This window comes from Massilia aurea, assembly GCF_024753205.1.
Taxonomy (GTDB): Bacteria; Pseudomonadota; Gammaproteobacteria; order Burkholderiales; family Burkholderiaceae_D; genus Telluria; species Telluria aurea.
Genome location: NZ_JANUGZ010000003.1, coordinates 432,382 through 453,503, shown reverse-complemented (window position 1 = coordinate 453,503; position 21,122 = coordinate 432,382). Strand labels below are relative to the sequence as shown.

Below are 21,122 nucleotides of genomic sequence, written 5' to 3'. Positions count from 1 at the left end.
CTGTGGTTATTTGTCGTTGCCGAACAGGGCATCGAACAGTGACACGTTGTTGTTCATCACGGACTGCATGTTCTGCAGCTGCGTGAATTGGCGCAGGTAGCGCTGATAGGCTGCTTCGTGCTGCCCGTCGAGCGACGCCTGGCGCGCGCTCAGGCGCGATTGCTCGCTGGTGGTCTGTTCGCGGCGCAGCTTGATCTGGCCGTCGACGCTGCTGCTCCAGGTTTTCAGGTAATTGTCGAGCGCGCCGGCGATGCCGGTCGGCGCCGACGAACTTGGCGCCCCGATCAGCGCGTCCAGGCCGGTCGGATTGACGGCCAGCTGGCTGGTCAGGCGCTTCGCGTCCAGTTCGAGCGTGCCGGTGCGCGTGGAAATGATGCCGTAGGCCGCCAGCGAGTCGCCATTGGCCGGCCGCAGCAGCGTGCCGAGCCGGTCGTTCAGCGCACGCACCCCACTGTCATGCGCGAACGTGCCAGCGGCAACGCCCTTGGCGGCGTCGCCGCTGGCGGTCAGCTTGCTCAGGGTGGTCTTGAGCTTGTTGAAGGCGTCGACGAACGCCTGCACGTTGGCCGTGCTGGTGGTGGTGTCGGCCGATACGGTCAGTGTGACGGGCGCGGCGCCGGCTGCATGGGCCCTGGTGAACGTCATGCTGACGCCATCGATGGCGGTGAAGGTGTTGCTGGCCTGCGTGATCGCGGTGCCATTTTCGGCGCCGACGCGGATCTCGGCATCCTGCGCCCCGACCAGCACCCGGCGCCGCGCCGGGTCGGCATTGGCGTCAGCCAGGCTGGACGTGCCGGTGATGCCGCTCGTATCGAGCGTGATGGCCGAGTTCAGGCCCGTGTCCCTGGCGGTAAGCACCAGCTCCGCCGTGCCGCCGGTGGTGACGATCGAGGCCGTGACCTTGCCCCCGTTGCCGGCTGCGCCGTTGATGGCGGCGGCCAGTTCGCGCGTGCTCAGCGCGCCGCCGTCGGTGTTGGCGGCGGCCATGTCGACATCGAAGGCGAGGGCGCCGCCCATGTTCAGTTTGAGCGTGCCGGCCACGCCGGTGTTGTCGGCCAGGCCCGTGAACGACACCTGGCTGGCGGTGGCGATCTGCTTGACGAAGAAGGCATACGTGCCGGCGGCGGCCTTGCTGCTCGCAGTGGCGCTGCCGACCGTCGTGTCGCCAAACACGGCGGACTGCGCGAACACCGTCTTGTTCGTGCCCGTGAGCGCCGTCAGGCTGGTCTGGAACGCCAGCAGCGCCGAATTCATCTCGGTCAGTCCACGCTCGGCGGCGGTGGCGGCGGCAAGCTGCGTCGTCAGAATCTGCTGGCGCGGCGCGACGTATTTGTCCGCCAGATTGGTCGCGGTCGGGATGGGATCGTAGGTCGGTGAAGTGATTGCCGTTGCCATGGGACGTGTTCCTTGTGGTTGCGTGTGCGTGTGCGTCTGGGGCGGGCTCAGGCCCGTCCGGCCAGCCAGGATTGGGTAGCGATATCGTCTTCGCGCTTGCGGGTGGCGCGTTCATTCTCGGCCGCATGCGCGTCCTGGGTACGGGCCAGCACCTTGCCCAGCAGTTCGCGGCCGACCCAGGCATCCTTGAGCCGGGTCTGCGACACCGCCATGTTCGCCTGGTGCAGCGACAGGTCGATCCGGTGGCTCTCGGCCAGCGCCATCACGCCCTGCTTGTAGGCGCCGCAGTTCAGCGCCATGGCCGGATTGACCTGCAGCGCCGCGCCCGATGCGCCGCTGCCGTGCGTCAGCGCCGTGAGGCGATCCAGGTTGTTCTGGTAGCGTACCCGTGTCGCTTCCTGGCTCGCCAGGTCGGCTTCCAGGCGTTCGACCTGGGTCGAACGCAGTTGCACGAGGGTGCCGAGGCTGCGGATGGTCTTCGAACGTGTCATGCCATGATCGCTTTCAGGGTGTCGATGCAGTTGTCGATGGGGGCGCCTTCGCGCGTGCCCTGGCACAGGAACGTCTCGATATGCGGTTGCAGCGCCACCGCGCGGTCGGTCTCCGGGTCGGCGCCCGGCACATACGCGCCCAGCGGGATCAGGTCGCGCACGCGCGCATGGCGCGCCAGGGCCGCCTTGAGCTTGCGCGCGGCCAGCGTGTGCTCCGGCGTGACCACCTGCGCCATGCAGCGCGAGATCGATTGTGCAATGTCGATTGCGGGGTAGTGGCCGCGCTCGGCCAGTTCGCGCGTGAGCACGATGTGGCCGTCCAAAATAGCGCGCGCCGAGTCGACCACCGGATCCTGCTGGTCGTCGCCTTCGGCCAGCACCGTGTAGATCGCGCTCATGCTGCCTTGCGGGTTCTCGCCATTGCCGGCCGATTCGACCAGTTGCGGCATGTTCGAAAACACCGATGGCGGATAGCCGCGAGTGGCCGGCGGCTCGCCGAGCGACAGCGCCACTTCGCGCAGCGCCATCGCGTAACGGGTCAGCGAATCGCACAGCAGCAGCACGTTCTGGCCGCGGTCGCGGAAATGCGCCGCCACCGAATGGCACAGCTCGGTCGCCATGACGCGCATCAGCGGGCTGTCGTCGGCCGGCGCGACCACCAGAACGGCGCGCTTCAGGCCTTCGGGCCCGAGCGAGCGCTCGACGAATTCGCGCACCTCGCGATTGCGCTCGCCGATCAGGCCAACCACGACCACATCCGCCACGGTCTGGCGCGTGATCAGGCCCAGCAGCACCGATTTACCGACGCCGGAACCGGCCATCAGGCCGACGCGCTGGCCCTTGCCGATGGTGAGCATCGCATTGATGGCGCGTACGCCCACGTCGAGCGGTTCGTCCACCGGGGTTTTCTTGAGTGGATTGACGCGCGGCGGGGCAGGGGCAAGTGGCTGGTCGCCACCCAGGCGGCCCAGGCCATCGATCGGCTCGCCCAGGCCGTTGACCATGCGGCCCATCCAGCTCGGGCCGATCATCAGATCGGCCTTGTCCGCAGCCGGCAGCACGCGCGCGCCGGTGGCCAGGCCGGTCGCTTTCTTGAACGGCATCAGGTACGAGACCTTGTCGCGAAAGCCGACTACCTGCGCGTCGAGCCACTCGCCATCGACCGTCTCGATGCGGCAGCGCTGGCCCGTGTGCAGGCGGCAGCCGCTCGCTTCCAGCAGCAGCCCCTGGGCGCCGACCAGGCGCCCGGTGGGCGTGGCCACCGGCACCGCGCCGAGTTCGACGGCGCGCAGCGAGTCAGCCAGCGAATGCGACAGCGAATTTGCGATTGACTGCGCCAACCCCGTCATGCCCGTTCCCCTTCACCCAGCAACTGGTCCTGGACCTGTTCCATCACGGCCGCAAGGCGCCCCTGGCACCCGGCATCGACTTCATGGTCGCCTGAACGCACCCGGCATTCGCCGGCGTCGAGCGCCGGGTCGGGCAGGATCGTCCATTTCTTGGCGCGCTTCGGATCGAGTTCCAGCACGCGGCGCAGTTCTTCCGGATTCATGAACACCTCGACCTGGTCGCGAGACGGCGGCATCACGGCCAGCGCCTCCTCGACCAGCGAGAGCAGCTGCACCGGTTGCAGCGCCAGTTCGGCGCGGATCACCTGGCGCGCGATCTTGCCCACCAGGTCGACCACTTCGGTGCGCTGCGCGGCGCGCAGATCGGTCTTGAGTTTCTTGAGGCTTTTGAGCATCGCGTCGACCGGCTTGGCCAGTTGCTCGAAGCTCTCGAGCGCCATCGCGCGGCCTTCGTCGATGCCCCGTTCGAGGCCCTCGATCTTGCCAGCGGCAATACCGTCGGCGCGGCCCTGGTCCAGGCCCACTTCGTAACCGTCACGCTGGCCCTGGCGATAGCCGTCGGCCAGCGCGCTTTGCCACTCGTCGGCAGCATTGCCACCTGCGCCGCCGGCAGACGCGCCGGCAGGGCGCGCCGTGCTGAACTGGTGCAGCGGCGGAAAGTGGTAAGTGCGAAACGGCTTCATTCGGCGGTCGCTTCGGCAAACAGCTGGATGTCGATCTCGCCGGCGTCGGCCAGCTCCTTGACCGTGGTCATGATTTCGCGGCGGGTCTGCTCGATGCGCGACATCGGCACCGGCCCGGAGCGGCGCATCAGGTCTTCGAAGCTTTGCGCCTGGCGGCGCGGCATGGCGGCCAGGATGGTGTCGCGCAGCGGCGCTTCGGCGCCCTTCAGGGCAATCGCCCACTGCTCCAGCGGCACGTCGTCGAGCAGGCGCGCGATGACCTGTTCGGTCTGGCGCGACAGGATGAAGAAGTCGTACATCGACATCTCGATCTGCGAGACGACCTCGGGGTCGTGGGCGCGCAGCAGTTCGACCATGCCGGCCCGGTTGTCCTGCAGGCGGTTGAGGATGTCGGCAACCTGGCGCACGCCTTCCACGCTGGCGCTTTGCGTGTCGAGCGCGGCCAGGCAGCGGCCCACCAGCTCTTCGAGCTCGTGCAGCACATCGCGGTCGATCTCGTCCAGGCGCGCCATGTTCAGCAGTACCAGTTCACGGCCTTCCAGCGGCAGCGCTTCGAGGATTTGCGAGGCCAGCGCCGGTGGCAGGAAGGCCAGGAACACGGCCTGCATCTGCACGTGCTCGCTCGAGACGAATTCGGCCAGCCATTTTGGCGACGCGTACTGCAGGCGCGCCATTTTCGGGCGGATTGCATCGCCATAGATCGAATTGAGCACGCTGTTGGCGATGTCGCTGCCCAGCGCGAGGTCCAGCGAGCGCTTCAGGTAGCTGCGAGAGGCGCCATGCAGACCGCTTTGCTGGCGGTAGTCGTCGAAGAAACTCTGCAGCGCCGATTTGACGGTGTCGACCTTGATGCCGCTCATGCGCGACATGACCTGGGTCAGCTCCATCAACTCGTCGCGCTCGAGGCAGCGCAGCACCGCCGCAGCCTGCTCTTCACCGATCGAGAGCAGCACGATGGCGGCCTGTTCGACCGGACTCAGACCAGCCTCGAGATCGCTGTCTTCCACGTTATTCAGTTCGGCCATGTTTTTTCTGTACCCATTGTTTGACGACTTCGGCGACGCGCTCCGGCTCTTTGGCCGCCAGCACTCTCAGGTGATCGACCATGACGTCGACCGGCGAGCCGGACGGCGGCAAGTCATAGTTTTCGAGCAGGGGAATGACGGCGCCCGGGCTGCCCTGCGCGGGCGCTTCGAGCGCCGTGACGCCGGCCGGCAGCGCGGTGAGCGGCGCTGCTGCGGCGCCCGCCAGTGCGGGCGTGGCCGTCGACGGCGATGACGGCGCGAGGCGCGTGGTGACCGCGCGCAGCAGTGGCCGGGCCAGCAGGAAGTACGCCAGCAGCGCGCCCACGGCCCACAGGAGCCAGCTCGCCATGTCGACGATATTGTCGCGTTCCTGCCACCAGGCCTGTTCCACCGGCGCGGCCGGGAATTTCATGGCCGACACGGCCAGCACATCGCCGCGCGCAGCGTCGATGCCCAGGCCGCCGGCCAGGATTTTCTCGATATTCGTCAGTTCGGCCGGGGTCCAGGCCTTGCCGTCGGCGGCGCTGCTCGCATTGAGCACCACGGCCACCGACAGTTTTTTCAGACGGCCGCGCTCGCGCTTGATCTGCGTGATCGCGCGGTCATACGCGTACTGGCGGGTGGTGGCGTTCTTGCGCGCATTGCCATCGTCGGTTTTTTCGGCAGGCGGGGCGCCCGCCGCGTCGGCGGTGGCAGGCGCCGGCGGCCGGTTCGACAGCGTGCCCGGCACGCCCATCGCCATGCGGCTTTTTTCCATCTCTTCGCGCATGGCTTCGCTGGTGACCTTCGGTGCTTCGCCGTATTTTTCCTGGGTTTCCTCGACGCGGTCGTTATCCACGGCGGCGGTGACGCTGACCTTGTAGTTGGCCATGCCCAGGATCGGCGCGAGCAGGTCGTTGACGTTGGAGCGCACCTCGTCGGCATGGCGTTTTGCGGCCGTGTCGCCCTGCGTGGCGCCATCGAAGCCGTCGGCCAGGTCGATCCGCGCGGACAGGTAGTTACCGGCCTGGTCGACCAGCGAGACGCGCTGCGGCGACAGGCCCGCCACGCTGCCCGAGACCATGTTGACGATGGCGGCGATCTGTTCATTGCCCAGGCTGCGGCCCGGCTTGACGGCGACCACGACCGACGCCGAGTTGCCATCGGCATTGCCCGTCACGAACGAGCTGGTCTTCGCGATGGCCAGGTGCACGCGCGCGCTGGCGATCGAATCCATCGTCAGGATGCTTTGCGCCAGCTCGCCTTCGAGGCCGCGCCGGAACCGCACGTCCTGCACGAACTGCGACACGCCGAGCGGGTCGTTGCGGTCCATCAGTTCGAGGCCGGCCGGCAGCTGGGCGGTCACGCCCTTGGCCGCGAGCAGCATGCGCACCTTGCCCAGCTGCGACGACGGCACCAGCACCTGGCCGCTGTCCGGATGGACACGGTAGGGAATCTGTTCGGCTTCGAGCACCGTCATCATGTCGGCAGCGACGACTTTCTCGCGCGCGCCGAAGACCGGCTTGTAGCTCGATTGATCCTGCCACATGAACATCATGACGGCAGCGGTGACCGCCACGGCCAGGCCCAGCATCAGCGGCAGGTTGTTGCGCAGCAGCGGCGGCAGCGCGGGCAGCGCGAACTTGCCGCTGAAGGGGGACTTGAGGGAGGAGAGCACGTGAGCGTCGCTTATCGAAAGAATCAGATCGGGAGCTTGAGCAGTTCATCGACTGCGCCCATGACCTTGTTGCGTACTTGCATCAGCATCGAGAACGAGAGGCTGGCTTCCTGGCTGGCCAGCATGGCGCCGACCAGGTCGTCGCTCTTGCCGGTCTCAACCGCCGTGACCCGGGCGCTCGCGGCCTGGTCCTGCGCATCGACGCCGGCAATGGCGCTCTGCATGGCTTGGGTAAATGAAAAAGCACTCGTCCCGCCCGACGGAGCGCCGAGCTCGGCAAATGATGCGGCAGCCGGGGCGATGGCCAGGCGACTCGCATCGTTGCTTAGTTGTGCCAGATCGGCCCGAATGAGGCCGGCAAGTTCCATTGCCATCGTGTTTCCTTCAAAATTTAGTGTTGTTCATCGGCGACAAAAAATACCGCTTTTTCCGAATTTTCCGTTATGAAATTGTTAAATCCGGGCTTGGCGAGTCAGTACGTCGAGCGACTCACCTCATGCAGAAAGAATCCTTTTCCCCTAGGCGCTCACTCTGAAAACAGGGTGATGCTGCGATGCAACGACTAGATATTACCGTAGGGCAAATGATAAATCAAAGTGATATGTCAAACTTGCGGCGGCAAAAGTCACTGTATAATTATTGCTGCCGGGAATCAAAGCAATGTGACATTAACTTTTGATAAATACAGATGCCAATCAATCAACTTGACCGAAGACGCGACCATCAGGTGCTCGATCCGTGCCTGCTGGGGCGTCCGGTGCATCTGCTTCCAGCGTTTGCTGCCGGTCTGGCCGAGGCGATTGGTGCCGAAATGGCATCGCCTGGCGGGCGCCGGCACTGGGGCGCATACCGCCTTGAACACCTTGCCTTCGAGCGGGCGCCGGAGCAGCCAGGACTGCGCTGGCTGGGGATCAGTGGCCCATACGGCGTAGCGGCTGTGGCCTTCGAGCGGACCCTGCTTCTGGGGCTGCTGGAAGGGCGTTACGCACGCCGTCAGCCGTCGAATCCTGCTGCAGTGCAGCAAACTCCGGTTGCAGAACGTGTGACAGCGACCGAGGAGCGTCTTGCTGTCACGCTGGCCCAGCAATTGGCAAGCCTTCTCGATGCACGTGTGGCCGACGGCCTGGCACGGCTGGACAGCCCGCCCGCGCCCGTCAAGGCCAGCGCCGGCGCCGGCGCCGCAATCGTGCCGGCGGGTGCACCAGGCAAGACCGGCTGGGTGCTGCGCGCCATGCTGCGCGCCCAGTACGGCCGGCGTGATACCGATGAGCCAACCCAGGCCGCGCCGGAAGGGCAGATCTGGATCGGGCTCGACCATGCCCTGATGGCTTGCGTACTGCAGGGCGTCAAGGCCGACCGCGGCGCCGTGCGGGCGTCGGGCGGGGCGCGCATGCCCGGTGAACCACTGGCCTCGCGTCTCGAAGTCAAGCTTGAAGGCTGCCTGGTGAGCAAGGAGATCACGCTCGGCACGCTGTTCGGACTGCAGGTCGGGGATGTGATTCCGGTGTCGGTCGGTCGTGCCGATGTCGTGCTGGACAACTCCCGCCTGTTCACCGCCGCGGTGGCCGAGCACAAGGGCAAGCTGTGTTTAACCTCTTTTGAAGATGCCGAATAATGGACATGAATCTCAACGAGCAACTGAGTGGTGACGTCATCATTGACGATCTGGACAGCGAGGATGCGTTGCGCGCCGCCGCCGGCCGGAGCGGCGCGCGCCAGCTGCCGCAGATGATGCGGCGCATCCCTGTCACGCTGACCCTCGAAGTCGGTTCGGTGCGCATCTCGCTGCAGGAGCTGATGGACATCGGGCCATCGTCGGTGCTGCCCCTTGATTCGCTGGCCGGCGAGCCGCTGGTCATCAAGGTCAACGGCACCCCGATCGGCCGCGCCGAAGTGGTGGTCGCGGGCGAGCAGTACGGCCTGAAGGTGATCGATCTCGAAGGCCTGAACCTGGACATTCTCGCGCCATGATGTGCTTTACCGGGGGCGTAAGGGCCCGTGCCCCTGCGCTTCTGTCAGCGCTGCTGGTGGGGCTGCTGATGGCGGTCCCGGCCGCGGCCCAGAACCAGGACCTGCTGGCCGGCGTGCTGCCCGGCGCCACCTCGACCAGCGCCGGCATGAGCGTCAAGTCGCAGATCCTGGTGCTCATGACGCTGCTCGGGCTGCTGCCCGTGATGGTCATGATGATGACCTGCTTCACGCGCTTCGTGATCGTGCTGTCGTTGCTGCGCCAGGCGCTTGGCCTGCAGCAGGGCCTGCCCACCCGGATCATCACCGGCATCGCCCTGATCCTGACCATCCTCGTGATGCGCCCCGTGGGCGAGCAGGTGTGGACCCAGGCCTTTTTGCCGTACGACCAGGACAAGATCGGCCTCGAGACCGCACTGCGCATCGCCGAACAGCCCGTCTCGCGCTTCATGCTGGCCCAGACCAGCAAGGCCTCACTGGCGCAGGTCGCCCGTCTGGCCGGAGAATCGACGGCGCAGCCGCCGCAGCAGCACAGCTTCCCCGTCAAGCTGGCCGCGTTCGTGCTGTCCGAACTGAAGACCGCGTTCCAGATCGGCGCCATGCTGTTCATCCCGTTCCTGATCATCGACCTGGTGGTGTCGTCGGTGCTGATGGCGATGGGCATGATGATGCTCTCGCCCCTTGTCATTTCCCTGCCGTTCAAGCTGCTGCTGTTCGTGCTGGTCGATGGCTGGACGCTCACGGTGAGCACACTGGTCGGCAGTATCCATGCGTACTAGTATCAAACCCGGCCTGGCCACGGGAGAATCGCGATGAGTCCCGATATCGCCGTCGACCTCGTGGTCGAGGCCCTGCAGATTGTCATGCTGATGGTGATGGTGCTGGTGATCCCGGGCCTGCTGGTCGGCCTGCTGGTGGCGCTGGTGCAGGCGGCCACCCAGATCAACGAACAGACGCTGAGTTTTTTGCCCCGCCTGCTGGTCACGCTGCTGGCCGTGATCCTGGCCGGCCACTGGATGACGTCGACGCTGATGGATTACTGCATCTCGGTGTTCCAGCGCGCCGCAACGCTCGTCGGCTAGGGCAGGGCGCGCGCCGATGGAACTGTACGGCTTCCTGATGCCGCTGATCGGCGCCCTGTGGTGGCCGTTCTGCCGCATCATGGCGATGATGATCACCGCGCCCGTGCTGGGCGACGGCACGATCCCCATCCCGGTGCGCGCGCTGCTGGCGGTGGTGCTGTCGTTTCTGATGCTGCCGCTGACGAGCAAGGGCGCGATGCCCGATGCGTTTTCGCTGGCCGGCGTGCTGGCGATGTTCGAGCAGGCCGTGATCGGCGCCGTCATCGGCCTGGCGCTGCAGTTCGCGATGGCGGCCATCAGCATGCTGGGTTTCCTGGCCTCGAGCCAGATCGGCTTTTCGATGGCGACCATGAACGACCCGGTCAATGGCCAGGCCTCGGACGTGATTTCGAGCCTGATGGCGCTGGTGGCGATGCTGGTGTTCTTCGCCATCGACGCGCACCTGGTGCTGGTGGCGGTGCTGGGCCAGAGTTTTCTGGCCTGGCCGGTCGGCGGCGGCTTGCAGCCGATGCTGCTCGAAGCCGTGGCGCTGAACCTGAGCTGGGTATTTGCCGCCGCGATCCTGCTGGCGCTGCCGCTCGTGTTTTCCACCGTGGTGGTGCAGATCGGCTTTGGTTTTCTGAACCGCGTCGCGCCCAGCCTGAACCTGTTTTCACTGGGCTTTTCGCTGGTGACGATTTTTGGCTTGCTGATGCTGATCCAGCTGGTGCGCTTCATCCCGGAGCACTACATCGCGATGACCAACCAGGTGCTGGAAATGCTGACCGAACAAATGAGGCTGGCCCATGGCCGATAGCAGCAGCGGCGACAAGACCGAAAAACCCTCGGCGCAAAAGCTCAAGAAAGCGCGCGACGAGGGGCAGGTGGCGCGTTCGCGCGACCTGGCGACGGCCGTCGGCATCCTGATCAGCCTGAAGGTCTTCATGATGATGCTGCCGGGGTACCTGGACGACATGCGCCACCTGTTTCGTCTCGTGTTCGTGCCGCTGGGCGAGGCGGGCGCCATGGAAAACGCATTGTCCACGGTGTTTTCGTCAGCGCTGCTGCTGCTCGTGCACATGGTGCTGCCATTGCTGGCCGTGCCGCTGGCGATCGTCATCGCCGGCGCGATCCCGGGCGGCATCGTCGCCAGCGGCAAGAACCTGGCGCCGAAGTTCAGCCGCCTCAATCCACTGACCAATCTGGGCAACCTGTTCAAGCAGAAGCACTGGGTGGGCTTTCTGACGTCGGCGGCCAAGGCGATCGTGCTCGGCATCGTGCTGTGGCATGTCTCGAACGGCAGCATCAAGGGCTATATCGAGTTGCAGCGCATGCCGCTCGACGTTGCCATCGGCGCCGGCGGCACGCTGGTGTTCGACGCGCTGATGGCGCTGGTGGCGGTGTTCATCCTGTTCGCGCTGATCGACGTGCCGGTGCAGAGTTTTCTCTTCATGCGCAACCAGCGCATGAGCAAGCAGGACATCAAGGAAGAGCACAAGAGCAGTGAAGGCCGCCCGGAAATCAAGCAGCGCATCCGCCAGCTGCAAAACCAGCTGGCCCAGCGCAGCGTGCGCAAGTCAGTGCCGACGGCCGACGTCGTGATCGTCAATCCCGAGCACTACGCGGTGGCGCTCAAGTACGACGTCGACCGCGCCGAGGCGCCGTTCGTGGTGGCCAAGGGTGTCGACGAGATGGCGCTGTTCATCCGCCGTGTGGCCGTCGAACACGGACTCGAGGTAGTGGAGCTGCCGCCGCTGGCGCGCGCGATCTATCACACGAGCCAGGTGCAGCAGCAGATTCCCGCGCCGCTGTACCAGGCCGTGTCGCAAGTGCTCAATTATGTTTTACAACTGAATGCGTTCCGTGCAGGCAGGCGCCAGGCGCCGCCGCGGTTCCCCAACGAGGTGGTCGTACCACCGCACCTGAGTGAGGCTCAAGCATGACCGTGACGAATACCTTCAACGCCTTCGTGGGAGAGCTGCGCCGCCACAAGTTCGCCGCGCCCGTGTTCCTGATTGCGCTGCTGGGGATGATCATCCTGCCGCTGCCGCCGATCCTGCTCGACGTGCTGTTCACGTTCAACATCGTGCTGTCGCTGATCGTGATTCTGGTGGCCGTGACGGCCAAGCGCCCGCTCGACTTCTCGGTGTTCCCGACCGTGATCCTGGGCACGACCCTGATGCGCCTGGCGCTGAACGTGGCCTCGACCCGCGTCGTTCTGCTCAACGGTCACGAAGGCACGCACGCGGCCGGCCAGGTCATCGAATCGTTCGGTAACGTCGTCATCGGCGGCAATTTCGTCGTCGGCCTGGTGGTGTTCGTGATCCTGATGATCATCAACTTCATCGTCGTGACCAAGGGCGCCGAGCGCATCTCGGAAGTCTCGGCGCGCTTCACGCTCGATGCGCTGCCCGGCAAGCAGATGGCGATCGACGCCGACCTGAATGCCGGCCTGGTCAACCAGGAGCAGGCGACCACGCGGCGCAAGGACGTCGCCGCCGAAGCCGACTTCTATGGCGCGATGGACGGTGCCTCCAAATTCGTGCGCGGCGACGCCATTGCCTCGATCCTGATCCTGATCATCAACCTGATCGGCGGCGTCGCCATCGGTTCGCTGATGCACGACCTGCCGCTGGCCGATGCGTTCCGCGTGTACGCGCTGCTCACGATCGGCGACGGCCTGGTGGGCCAGATCCCGGCGCTGCTGCTGTCGGCTGCCGCCGCCATCCTGGTCACGCGCATCGGCGAGTCGGGCGACCTCGAAGACCAGGTCAGCCAGCAATTGCTGGCCCGGCCGGGCGTGCTGTACTCGGCCGCCGGGGTGATGATGATCCTGGCGATCGTGCCGGGCATGCCGTGGTGGTTCTTCACGGTGGCCGCGGGCGTGCTGGCCTGGGTAGGCTGGACGATGGCCAAGCGCATCGGCGCGCCGGACGTGGCGGGCGTGGCAAAGATCGAAGCGGCCTTGCGTGACGACCGCGTGCCCGAGCTCGATTGGCAGGCGCTGCCGGTCGTGCAGGCGGTGACGGTGGCAGTGGGCTACAAGCTGGTGGGCATGATCGACCGTGCCCAGGCCGAGCCGCTGGCCAAGCGCATCAAGGGCGTGCGCCAGAGCCTGTCGGAGCAGATGGGCATGCTGCTGCCGGCGATCTCGGTGCGCGACGACCTGGCGCTGCGCCCGACGCAATACGCGATCAGCCTGTCGGGCACCGTCGTGGCCGAGGCCGAAGTCATGCCCGACCATCTGCTGGCGATCCCGTCACCGAACGTGTACGGCGAACTCGATGGCATCCCCGGCATCGAGCCGGCCTACGGGATGGCGATCACGTGGATCCTGCCCGAGCAGAAGGCGCATGCGCTGGGGCTGGGCTATCAGGTGGTCGAAGTGCCGAGCGCGATCGCGACGCACGTGTCGAAAGTGGTGCGCGAATACCTGCATGAACTGTTCCGCCACGAAGACGTGCCGGCGATCATGGAACGCCTGACGGCGCTGTCGCCCAAGCTGGCCGCGGCGCTCGACAAGGCGCTCACGCACACCCAACTGCTGCGCGTGTTCCGCGTGCTGCTGACCGAAGGCGTCTCACTGAAGGACATCGTGGTGATCGCCACCACGCTGCTCGACAGCTCGGAGACGACCAAGGACCCGATCCTGCTGGCGGCCGAAGTGCGCTGCGCGCTGCGGCGCCAGATCGTCTCGACGCTGTTCGGCAAAAAGAAAGACATGCCGGCCTTTAACCTGTCGGCCGAACTGGAAAACATGCTGCTCGGGTCCCTGAATCAGGCGCGCCAGAATGGCGGCGGCAAGGTCGCGCTGGACAATTACCCGATCGATCCGCAACTGCTGGCGCAACTGCAGATCAATATGCCGGTCGCGCGCGAGCAGATGAAAGGCCAGCACACGCCGCCGCTGCTGCTCGTGTTGCCACAGGTGCGGCCACTGCTGGCCCGCTATGCGCGGCTGTTCGCGCCGGGCCTGCACGTGCTGTCGTACAACGAGATCCCCGAAAACCGCGACGTGTCGATCGTCGGCACGGTGGGCTGATCAGCCCTTCGCCACGAGGCGTCGCGTGATCACCGGGCCGTCCGGTCCCAGGTGAAACGCCAGCTTGCGCTCGCGCAGCGCGGCGTCGCCCGCCGTGGCGCGGTCGAAACGGCGCAGGTGCTCGGTCCAGGACGGATCGATGATCTGCTCGGTGAATAATCCCGGATCGCTGACGTCGCGCAGCAAGGTCCAGCTGAGGGCACCCTGGCGCAGGCGCGCGCGCCGGCTCAGTTCCATCAGCGCCATGAAGGCCTCGGTGCGCTCCGGGTCGATCCGGTATTCCACCGTCAGCACGAGGCGCCCGCCATCCTGCAGCGGCGAGAGCGATGGCGCCAGCGCCTTGAGCGCGGACGACGGCGTCATGTCTTCGAGCAGCTCGCGGTCCTGGATCAGGCGCAGCACGAGCGCCATCACGACCACGCTGCTGCCGGCGGCATACAACAGGCTGTGCTGCACGCTGTCGAGCGTTGCGACCTGGCCCCAGACGGCTGCGCCCGTCGCGCTCGCGCCCATCAGGGCCATCTGGTAGATCGACATCCCGCGCGCCCGCACCCAGTCGGGCAGGGCCATCTGCATCGATACGCTCAGCGAATTGGCCGACACGATGAATGCCATCCCCGACAGCCACATCGCGCTAGAAGTCAGCACCACGTTCGTGCTGACGGCCGCCACCGCGATCATCGCCGCCGACAGCACGGTACTGGCCATGACGAGCGTATCGCGGCTGAACGCCTGGCGCATGCGCGGCAGGAAGAACACAGCGCTGATCGCACCGCCACCCATGCAGGCCAGCAGCAGCGTGAAGACGCCAGCGCCGCCGCCGCCCTGCGCGCGCGCCACCAGCGGCAGCAGCGCCATCAGGGCGGTGGAGTGGAAGAACGACGCCGCCACCCGCGCCAGCACTGCCTTTACGCGGTTGGAGTGCCGCGCAAACTGCAGGCCGACGCGCATCGCGCCGCCGATCCGCTCGCGCCCCAGCGGACTTGGCACGTGCGTGCGGCGCCAGCGCATGATCACGAAGCCCGAAATCACCGACAGCACCGCATTGAGCACGAACACGTAGGCGCTGCCCAGGCTGGCGATGATGGCCCCGGCCGCCAGTGGCCCGGCAATGCGCGACGCGTTCATCGCCACGCCATTCAATGCCAGCGCTGCCGGCAATTGCGCGCGCGGCACCAGTTCGGGCACGATCGCCGAGAACACGGGCCAGCGCATGGCCAGGCCAATGCCGTTGGCAAACGTCAGCGCCAGCAGCACCGGCGGCGTGATGGCGTCGGCCAGGATCACCGCGCACAGGATCGTGGCCACGACGGCGACCCAGAACTGCGTGATGATGAAATAGCGCCGCCGGTCGAGGATGTCGGCCAGCGCGCCGCTGGGCAGCCCGAGCAGGAACACGGGCAGCATCGACGCGGTCTGCACCAGCGCGACCCAGATCGGCGCGCTCGTCAGCGACGTCATCATCCAGGCGGCGGCCACGTCGTTCATCCACATGCAGGTGTTGGCGATCAGCCAGGTCAGCCACAGCATGCGGAACACGGGGGCGCGCATCGGGCCGAATGCCGATGGCGGCGGCGCGGCGTCGTTGGCCGAGGGCGCCGGAGCAGGGGTCTGGGATTTGGTCATGCCGGTGAGCTCACCGGCAGCGGCGCAGCTGGCCGCGTGCATCTGCAGCGTGTCATTGATAGGGCGAATGCGTGAAGACAAGCGCCATTGTAGTCGGCGCAGCCCCGGGGGCGGCGCGCTGCTCAGCCGGCTGGATCAGTCAGCCGCGCCCGCGCTCGGCGGGCAGCAGCAGCGCCAGTTCGGCGACGGCGCGGAACACGGCCGGCGTCAGCGCTTGCGCCGCCTCTTCGGCGTTGGCGATCATCGCGTGGCTGCGCCCAGGGGGCAGGGTATCGCGAAAGCCCCAGCGCAGTACTGTCAGACCGGCCCGCTTCAGCACGGTCTCGAGTTCGGGCTGCAGCCAGCGCAGGCGCGTGAGCGCGCCCGCATCGGGCGCGCAGACGTCGATCACCAGGCCCTGCGGCGTGGGTTCGACCTGGATCACGACGGCGCTGCCGTCGGCCAGTTCGAGTTCGAGGTGCAGTGCGGCGCGCGCACGGCGGCGGCGACCGGGGGGCTTGTCGGCCTCGTCGGCCACCACAGCCAGGTGCTGCGGCTTGTCGCCGGCACCATGGACCGTGAAGCGCCAGGCATCCTGGTGCGTCGCGAGCAGCTGGGGCTGGTGCACGACCTGGCCCTGTTGCCCCGCAGCGAGCATGGCCGGCGACAGATGCCCGCCCATGTCGGCCAGCGCGCGGCTGGTCAGCTGGCTGCCATGATTACGCACCTGGCTGCGCCAGGCCCGCGCCAGGCCGGCGCCGTCCTGCTGCTGATAGGCCAGCTGGCGCGCCAGGAGCACCTGGTCCGGCCGCATGGCGGCGCCATCGCCGCCGGACTCGGCGCCCGGCTTGCCCGTCGCCGTGGTATCCGGCGACAGTGGCGCTGAAAACGGCAGCGGCAATGCATCGGCGCCGCCAGCCAGCACGGCGGCCGGGGCCACCACGGCGCCGACCTGCAATGGCGCGAGGGTTGGCGGCGGCAGCGCGGCAACGGGGAACATATGGGCCATCGGAATGCCTGTCAAAAATGAAAAAAGGCCAACCGCGTGGCTGGCCTTTGGAGTCTAACCCGGGGTGAGGCCCGGGTATGCGGCCATTATTGCAGCAGCGACATGACCATCGACGACATGCTGTTCGACTGCTTGAGCATGGCGGTACCGGCTTGCAGCAGCATCTGGCTCGACGTCATGTTGGCGCTTTCGGTAGCGAAGTCGACGTCCATGATCAGGCCGGTAGCTTGCTTGGTGTTGGTGCTGATGTTCGACAGGTTGTTGTTGACGTGTTCCAGGCGGTTGGCGGCGGCGCCGATGTCCGAGCGCACGGTGCCCACACTGTCCAGTGCGGTCGACAGCAGAGCGATCGTTGCATTGGCTGCGCCGGTCAGCTCAGTACCTGCGGCTGCAGGCGCTGCAGCATAGTTCGAGGTAGCGGCGGTGACAGCGGTTGCCACTGCGGTGAGGTTGGTGCCCAGGTTGACCGTCATGGTTTCGGTCGACGACGCGCCGATCTGGAAGGTCATCGACGATGCAGTGGTACCGCCGATCAGCAGCTTGTTGCCGCCGAACGAGGTGTTGTTCATGACGTTGTACAGTTCCTTGCCCAGCGCATCGTATTCCGACTGCATGGCGGTCTTGTCGTTGGCGCTCGACGATGCATCGGCAGCCTGGGTTGCCAGATCCTTCATGCGAACCAGCATGTTCGAGACTTCATCCAGCGCGCCTTCGGCCGTTTGCAGCATTGCGGTCGAGTTCTGGGTGTTGCGCATGGCAACGCTCATGCCCGAAGTCTGGGCTTTGAGGCGCGAAGCGATCTGCAGGCCGGCCGCGTCGTCCATTGCCGAGTTGATGCGGTAGCCGGTCGACAGGCGGGTCATCGAGGTCGAAAGATTGCTCTGGGTCTTCGAGATGGCGTTTTGTGCGGACAGGGCAGCGTTGTTGGTGTGCAGGCTCAGCATGATGGACTCCGAAAATGTAGGGTAAGAATTCTGTATGTCGAGTGCGTCACTCGCTCTCATGAGTACAAGGCGACACATTTCCGTACGGCATTAAATTCTTTATCGAAATTTTTTAAAATAATTTTTCAGCGGGTGACAAGGCCCGGACTGACCAGCTCATCGTGGCGCACGTGGCAGCGATGCGAAGGCCCTGACAATGCGAATGAGGATGATAATGATTCTCATCTCTGTTAGAATCCCGGTTTTTCGCACCTTACGATCGCCAAACCATGACCCAGCACGCCAACGCCTCATCACGCCCACCCGTCGAATCGATCCTGTCGCGCCTGGTCAGGAGCGCTCTCGTCAGCGTCGTCGCCTCGGCGCCGATCCTGGCGCTGCCATTTGCCGCCAATGCGCAGGAAGCAGGGCCGGCCGCAGTGGAGAAGGTGATCATCACCGGTGCGAAAGTGCAGGCCGATCCGGCCTATGCCGGCGGACAGATCGGTCGCAGCGGCGGACTGGGCATCCTGGGCGAGGCGGACATCATGAAGACGCCGTTCTCTACAACCAACTATACGTCGCAGATCCTCGAAGACCAGCAGGTGCGCACACTGGCCGACGTCGTCGTCAACGAAGCGTCGGTGCGCGTGATGACGTCGACCGGCGGGTTCAGCGAAGACTTCCAGATCCGGGGCTTCAATGTCACCAGCGGCGACGTCGGCCTGAACGGCCTGTACGGCTTGTCGTCGTCGAACCGCATGCCGGCCGCCATCATGGAGCGCGTCGAAGTGCTCAAGGGCCCGGGCACGCTGATGTACGGCATCAGCCCGAACGGCAGCGTCGGCGGCAACATCAATATCGTGACCAAGCGCGCCGGCGACCAGCCACTGACGCGCGTGACGGCTACCTATGAAAGCAAGGCGCTGTTTGGCACCCATGTGGACGTCGGCCGCCGCTTTGGCGACAACGGCGCCTGGGGCGTGCGCGTCAACGGTGTGATCCGCGGCGGCGACACCAATATCGACGACGGCAAGCAGGAGGTCGGCCTGGCCGCAATCGCACTCGACTACCGGTCGCCAAAACTGCGCTGGACCCTGGACAGCTACGGCCAGCAAGAAAAGACCGACAACTTCCGCGCGCAGAACAGCTTCCGGCCTGACATCGCGTCGATCCCGGCGCCACCGTCGGGCCACCGAGCCGTGTACCGCGGCGCCGACCTCGAGTTCCGCGACGCGACGATTGCCTCGCGCCTCGAATACGACGTGTCGAAGCAGTTGATGGTCTACGCGACAGCCGGCTACCACTACGGCGCCAGCGAGCAGGACTTCCCGACGGCGCGCGCACTGAACGCGGTCGACGCCGCCGGCAACTTCCGCCTGACCAACGCCTGGTATGACGCCTATGGACGCAGCAAGACCGGCGAAGTCGGCGCCCGCCTGAGCCTGGACACGGCCGGCCTCAAGCACTACATCACCGCCTCGGTCTCGCGCCTGGACAGCGAAGCGGGCAGCTTTTACCTGTCGGCCGCGCCAAGCTCGTCGCAGCTGTCGAACATCTACAACCCGGTCGCGATCACGCCGATGACGGGCGATCGCCTGGCGCCGACCAAGACGTCGGAAACCGAGCTGTCGAGCGTCTCGCTGACCGACACGCTGACGTTCCTGGACGGTCGCGTACTGTTCACCGGCGGCTTGCGCAAGCAGAAGGTGTCGGCCGACAACGTGGCGCCAGGCGGCGCGGTGACGAGCTCGTACAGCGAGAGCGCCGTCTCGCCGCTGGCTGGCCTGGTCGTCATGCCGATGGAGAACGTCTCGCTGTACGCCAACTTCACGTCGGGCCTGACCCGCGGCAGCACCGCCCCGGCCACGGCCGCGAACGCCGGTGAAGTCTTCGCCCCGTTCAAGTCCAAGCAATACGAAGTGGGCACGAAAGTCGATACCGGCCGCGTCCTGCTCGGCGCCGCCGTGTTCCAGATCGATCGTCCGAACGCGATCACCGATCCGCTGACGACGGTCTACAGCCTGGATGGCACGCAGCGCAACCGCGGCCTGGAACTATCGGCGGTCGGCGAAGCCGCACCGGGCCTGCGCCTGATGACGAGCGCCACGTTCTACAATGCCAAACAGCAGCGCACCGCCGGCGGCATCAACGAAGGCAAGAAAGCCACGGGCGTGCCGAAGAATGCATTCAATGCCGGCATCGACTGGGACTTGCCATGGATTAGCGGCCTGAGCCTCAACGCCCGCGCGATTCACACGGCCGAGCTGGCGCAGAATGTGACCAATACCGTGTATATCTCGTCGTGGACGCGCTTCGATCTCGGCGCGCGTTATCGTACTGAACTGATGGGCAAGCCGGTCGTGCTGCGCGCCAGCGTCGAGAACGCGGCCAACAAGCGCTACTGGCTGTCGAGCAGCACGCTGGCCACGGTTGGCACGACTGCGGCGCCGCGCACGGTGCTGCTGTCGGCGCAGGTCGACTTCTAAGTAGTACTACGTTGGTTGCCGGGACCGGCCTGCATGGCGAATGCAGGCAGGTCCCGAGCTTTTTGGGTAGCGCCGGTATGAGGCACGAGATTTGGAACAAAAAAGTTGTTTCAGGCGTTGTTTTGCGGTAACTGAATCGCGTGCATTCTGTTGCCCTAGGGTATAGTTCTTCACATATTTTGCGAACATGTGATGAAACTTATAACCTTTGAAATAAGTGATCGTTCCCTTGCGATCACGACAGTGAAAAAAGCCGGAGAGCAATGGGAGTGCGTACTATCGGCGTCCAGCAATACAGGTGACGGCGCGATGTCAGCTATCGTCCAGCAACAGATCAAGTTTGACGGCGCTTATTGCGCCGATATGGTGCTGGAGAAGGCGGTGGATTTTAGTGGGGCTTTCCTGCAACTGATGATGTAGGGCGGTCCGCACTGCTCTTTTGTCTGCTGGTATACCCTGCGCGCAGGTGGCCGCACTCGCTGGAATGCACGGTTTAACTGTTGTCGTACGTCCTTTGGCGAACGGACTGCTTCCTTCTTACTAATCAAGTCCAGTGGCGGTGTTGCGCAACGACGTCGCCGTAGCGCGGCAATACAACTAGCATCGCGCAGTGCTGGTAGGCGAACACAAGCGTGAATTGCAACGAATTCAACTAACTTCTCGAGCAGCGCCTGCGTGTCGTCCCGATGATTGACTGGATCTACCAGTACGGCACCGGCGCTTGGTCGACGTCTTCCATGCGACGCGAGCTGCTCACCAGCTGCTATCCGTAGGGCTGCAGCCAGCTGCTGCTCTACAAGAAGTCGGGCGGTTACGACTGCTCAATCCCAGGCAACCGGATCTGCCCAGGCGTGTGGGCGCCAACTCGAGCGGCACCGTAAATGCATGGCGGCCAAATCATCCCGGACCAATACCGCGCGCTGGCAGCCGGCGTGGGCCTACTGACGATGGCGCTGGCCAGCGCCGTCGGTCGGTTATCGAATGGCTGGCGACGCGATGCCGAAATCGCCGAGCTGCAGCGCGCGCACGCGCGCGCACGCGGAAACCATGCGCAGCCACTCGGAGCTGGTGCTGACCACGCTGCAGGCCGACGCCGCGCGCATCACCAAGGCGACCACCGAGTTCGCCCCAATTAAATCCACCCTGGCGCCGCGCATGTCGGCGCTCACCAAGGAGCTGCGCAATGTGAAACCTCTGCCTGTTGGTTGTATGCCTGGCGCTGATCGCGTGCGCAACCTCGGCGCCTCAATCGAAGCCGCCAACAAAAGCATCCCTCGATAGCACGCTGGCGACGCCGTGCCCGGATGTAGCCTTCCCGGCAGCCGACGACTTCGATGCCTGGCAAGAGTGGGCGATCGGGTTGCTGCACCAGTACGCTACGTGCGGCGCGCCACACGAAGACTGTATAGGCTTGGCCGAAGTAAT

20 protein-coding genes are annotated in these 21,122 nt (G+C 65.5%); 10 read left to right on the top strand and 10 right to left on the bottom strand.

Annotated elements, in window-relative coordinates; genetic code table 11:
• Positions 1 to 6: 6 nt before the first annotated feature.
• The 7 genes from fliD to fliE are packed head-to-tail and all read right to left on the bottom strand — an operon-like array spanning position 7 to position 6,974.
• Complete coding sequence (gene fliD, locus NX775_RS12640; protein ID WP_258836331.1) at positions 7 to 1,395, bottom strand: flagellar filament capping protein FliD; 1,389 nt, start codon at positions 1,393 to 1,395, stop codon at positions 7 to 9.
• A 47-nt stretch (positions 1,396 to 1,442) separates the two neighbouring features.
• Positions 1,443 to 1,886, bottom strand: a complete 444-nt coding sequence (locus tag NX775_RS12635) for a flagellar FliJ family protein (protein ID WP_258836330.1) — start codon at positions 1,884 to 1,886, stop codon at positions 1,443 to 1,445.
• Positions 1,883 to 3,235, bottom strand: coding sequence for a flagellar protein export ATPase FliI (gene fliI / locus NX775_RS12630; RefSeq protein WP_258836329.1), 1,353 nt, complete (start codon positions 3,233 to 3,235; stop codon positions 1,883 to 1,885). The genes NX775_RS12635 and fliI overlap by 4 nt, the downstream gene beginning before the upstream one ends.
• Positions 3,232 to 3,918 (bottom strand): flagellar assembly protein FliH, encoded by a 687-nt coding sequence (gene fliH / locus NX775_RS12625; protein WP_258836328.1) that lies wholly within the window; start codon positions 3,916 to 3,918, stop codon positions 3,232 to 3,234. Before fliH ends, fliI begins: the two co-directional genes overlap by 4 nt.
• On the bottom strand, positions 3,915 to 4,943 hold the full coding sequence (locus NX775_RS12620; protein WP_258836327.1) for a FliG C-terminal domain-containing protein: 1,029 nt from the start codon (positions 4,941 to 4,943) through the stop codon (positions 3,915 to 3,917). The genes fliH and NX775_RS12620 overlap by 4 nt, the downstream gene beginning before the upstream one ends.
• Entirely contained in the window at positions 4,927 to 6,600 is a 1,674-nt protein-coding gene (gene fliF / locus NX775_RS12615; protein WP_258836326.1) for a flagellar basal-body MS-ring/collar protein FliF, read from the bottom strand. Before fliF ends, NX775_RS12620 begins: the two co-directional genes overlap by 17 nt.
• A 23-nt stretch (positions 6,601 to 6,623) precedes the next feature.
• The gene (gene fliE, locus NX775_RS12610; protein ID WP_258836325.1) at positions 6,624 to 6,974 is read right to left on the bottom strand and encodes a flagellar hook-basal body complex protein FliE; all 351 of its coding nucleotides are present in this window, start codon (positions 6,972 to 6,974) and stop codon (positions 6,624 to 6,626) included.
• 314 nt (positions 6,975 to 7,288) lie between these two features.
• On the opposite strand from fliE, the gene NX775_RS12605 reads away from it, so the two are divergent.
• The 7 genes from NX775_RS12605 to NX775_RS12575 are packed head-to-tail and all read left to right on the top strand — an operon-like array spanning position 7,289 to position 13,671.
• Entirely contained in the window at positions 7,289 to 8,215 is a 927-nt protein-coding gene (locus NX775_RS12605) for a FliM/FliN family flagellar motor switch protein (RefSeq protein WP_258836324.1), read from the top strand.
• Between the two features lie 5 nt (positions 8,216 to 8,220).
• Positions 8,221 to 8,571 (top strand): FliM/FliN family flagellar motor switch protein, encoded by a 351-nt coding sequence (locus NX775_RS12600; RefSeq protein WP_258836756.1) that lies wholly within the window; start codon positions 8,221 to 8,223, stop codon positions 8,569 to 8,571.
• A complete protein-coding gene (fliP, locus tag NX775_RS12595; protein ID WP_370660589.1) occupies positions 8,571 to 9,347 on the top strand; it encodes a flagellar type III secretion system pore protein FliP in 777 nt (258 codons plus the stop codon). Before NX775_RS12600 ends, fliP begins: the two co-directional genes overlap by 1 nt.
• A 33-nt stretch (positions 9,348 to 9,380) precedes the next feature.
• The gene (gene fliQ / locus NX775_RS12590) at positions 9,381 to 9,650 is read left to right on the top strand and encodes a flagellar biosynthesis protein FliQ (RefSeq protein ID WP_258836322.1); all 270 of its coding nucleotides are present in this window, start codon (positions 9,381 to 9,383) and stop codon (positions 9,648 to 9,650) included.
• 16 nt (positions 9,651 to 9,666) lie between these two features.
• A complete protein-coding gene (gene fliR / locus NX775_RS12585) occupies positions 9,667 to 10,446 on the top strand; it encodes a flagellar biosynthetic protein FliR (protein ID WP_183549577.1) in 780 nt (259 codons plus the stop codon).
• Positions 10,436 to 11,572 carry an EscU/YscU/HrcU family type III secretion system export apparatus switch protein gene (locus NX775_RS12580; protein WP_258836321.1) on the top strand — a complete coding sequence of 379 codons (1,137 nt, stop codon included), beginning with the start codon at positions 10,436 to 10,438 and terminating at the stop codon, positions 11,570 to 11,572. Before fliR ends, NX775_RS12580 begins: the two co-directional genes overlap by 11 nt.
• Entirely contained in the window at positions 11,569 to 13,671 is a 2,103-nt protein-coding gene (locus tag NX775_RS12575) for a flagellar biosynthesis protein FlhA (RefSeq protein ID WP_258836320.1), read from the top strand. Before NX775_RS12580 ends, NX775_RS12575 begins: the two co-directional genes overlap by 4 nt.
• Here NX775_RS12575 and NX775_RS12570 read toward each other — a convergent pair whose 3' ends face one another.
• From NX775_RS12570 to NX775_RS12560, 3 genes are all read right to left on the bottom strand, one after another.
• Positions 13,672 to 15,297, bottom strand: coding sequence for an MFS transporter (locus tag NX775_RS12570; protein WP_258836755.1), 1,626 nt, complete (start codon positions 15,295 to 15,297; stop codon positions 13,672 to 13,674). It abuts the gene before it with no gap.
• Positions 15,298 to 15,436: 139 nt separating this feature from the next.
• Positions 15,437 to 16,285: a hypothetical protein gene (locus tag NX775_RS12565; protein ID WP_258836319.1), complete on the bottom strand. Its 849-nt coding sequence runs from the start codon at positions 16,283 to 16,285 to the stop codon at positions 15,437 to 15,439.
• Between the two features lie 86 nt (positions 16,286 to 16,371).
• Positions 16,372 to 17,229 carry a flagellin N-terminal helical domain-containing protein gene (locus tag NX775_RS12560; RefSeq protein WP_258836318.1) on the bottom strand — a complete coding sequence of 286 codons (858 nt, stop codon included), beginning with the start codon at positions 17,227 to 17,229 and terminating at the stop codon, positions 16,372 to 16,374.
• 269 nt (positions 17,230 to 17,498) lie between these two features.
• Between NX775_RS12560 and NX775_RS12555 the strand changes: the two genes are divergently transcribed.
• The 3 genes from NX775_RS12555 to NX775_RS12545 all read left to right on the top strand — a co-directional run bounded on the left by NX775_RS12555 (position 17,499) and on the right by NX775_RS12545 (position 20,978).
• Positions 17,499 to 19,697, top strand: coding sequence for a TonB-dependent receptor (locus NX775_RS12555; protein WP_258836317.1), 2,199 nt, complete (start codon positions 17,499 to 17,501; stop codon positions 19,695 to 19,697).
• 192 nt (positions 19,698 to 19,889) lie between these two features.
• Positions 19,890 to 20,117, top strand: a complete 228-nt coding sequence (locus tag NX775_RS12550) for a hypothetical protein (protein WP_258836316.1) — start codon at positions 19,890 to 19,892, stop codon at positions 20,115 to 20,117.
• 576 nt (positions 20,118 to 20,693) lie between these two features.
• On the top strand, positions 20,694 to 20,978 hold the full coding sequence (locus tag NX775_RS12545) for a hypothetical protein (protein WP_258836315.1): 285 nt from the start codon (positions 20,694 to 20,696) through the stop codon (positions 20,976 to 20,978).
• Positions 20,979 to 21,122: the final 144 nt, after the last annotated feature.